Source organism: Neisseria sp. P0001.S005 (genome assembly GCF_051963715.1).
In genome coordinates, this window is sequence record NZ_JBQCTZ010000371.1 from 1 (window position 1) to 1,827 (window position 1,827).

The following is a 1,827-nucleotide window of genomic DNA, read 5'->3' on the forward strand; positions in this document are numbered from 1 at the left end:
TCCTGCTTGATGCGGTCGATGACCATTTTGTGCAGGGTAAACGGGCTTTGATAGAGCTTGTTCAGACGGCCCGGCTTACCCAAACCTGTGATTTCCATAAACAAAGTGTTTACATCGGCAGTGATTTGTTCGTCGGCGGTGATAATGCCGAAGTCGGTGTAGATGCGCGATGTGCCTTGGTGGTAGTTACCGGTACCGAGGTGAGCATAACGCTTGAGCACGCCGTCTTCGCGACGGATAACCAAAGCCATTTTGGCGTGGACTTTGTAGCCGAATACGCCGTACACGACGTGCGCACCCGCCTCTTCCAGCTGCTTCGCCCAATTGACGTTGTTGGCTTCGTCAAAACGCGCCATCAGTTCAACCACGACGGTAACCTGCTTGCCCGCCAGCGCGGCCTTCATCAATGCGCGCACAAGCTCGGAATTGCTGCCGGTGCGGTAGATGGTCATTTTGACAGCCAATACATCCGGATCGGCCGCGGCTTCGCGTATCATTTGGACAACCGGATCGAAAGACTGATACGGGTGGTGCAGCAAAATCGGCGACTGTTTGACCAGTTTGAACACTGAGCCGTTTTTGCGCAAGGCTTTCAGACGGCCTGCATTGCGCGGTGGGAACTTCAAATCCGGCCTATCCACCAAATCGGGAACGGCATTGAGGCGCACCAAATTGACCGGCCCTTTGACCTGATACAGCTCGGCAGAAGTCAGTTTGAACTGAGCAAGCAGAAAGTCGTGAATATGCGCCGGACAAGTATCCGCCACTTCCAAGCGCACGCCGTCGCCGTATTCGCGGTCGTGCAACTCGTTTTGAATCGCGGCACGCAGGTTTTTCAAATCTTCTTCATCAACCGTCAAATCGCTGTCGCGCGTGAGGCGGAACTGATGGCAGTCTTTAACCTTCATGCCGGGAAAGAGTTTACCGACATGGGCGTGCAAAATCGAAGACAAGAACACAAAGCCTGCATCGCCGCCGCAAATTTCAGACGGCATGGGGACAACGCGCGGCAAAATGCGCGGAGCCTGTACAATCGCCATTCCTGACGGACGGCCGAACGCATCCGTGCCTTCGAGTTCGACGGCGAAGTTGAGCGATTTGTTTAACGGGCGTGGGAACGGGTGTGACGGATCAAGGCCGATGGGCGTGAGAATGGGCAACAGCTCGTTGTCGAAATAGTTTTCAATCCATTTTTTCTGCGCAGCCGTCCATTTGTGGCGGCGATAGAAATGAATGCCGGCGCGACTGAGTGCAGGCTGCAATACTTTGTTAAACAGGTCGTACTGCTCGCGAATCAAGGACTGCGCCTCTTTCGCCACCGCTTCGATGGTTTCGGCCGCGGTTTTACCGTTGTCGAGCAGCTGATGCGGGCGTAATTTGTTTTCGCGTTTCAACCACGCCATGCGCACTTCAAAAAATTCGTCCAAATTGGAAGAAACAATGCACAAAAAACGCAAACGCTCCAACAAAGGAACATTCGTATCCTGCGCCTGAGCCAATACGCGGCGGTTAAACGCCAACAGGCTGAGTTCCCGGCAAAGAATTCGGTTTTGTTCGGGCATGGTTTCCTCCTGAAACATCGGTCATTAAGATGATCAAGTATAACGTTTTGCCGCCGTTCCGTCAGGTTTCAGACGGCCTTGGCAGAAAACCTTATCCCTATTTGAGGCAAGACAAAGGGTTATCCGTTATTTTCTATGCCGAAACAGCGGTTTTTGCTATAATGCGCAGTTTAATGCAACCGCAATAACACTGCTAAAGGATAAGAAAATGGGCTTTTTGCAAGGCAAAAAAATTCTGATTACCGGCATGATCTCCGAGCGTTCC

Annotated in this window: 1 protein-coding gene; it reads right to left on the bottom strand. The window is 52.3% G+C overall.

Features of this window, described 5'->3' with window-relative positions:
* The coding region (ppk1, locus tag ACTHSP_RS20260; RefSeq protein WP_440346796.1) for a polyphosphate kinase 1 at positions 1-1,562 on the bottom strand (1,562 nt) is incomplete at its 3' end.
* Positions 1,563-1,827: the final 265 nt, after the last annotated feature.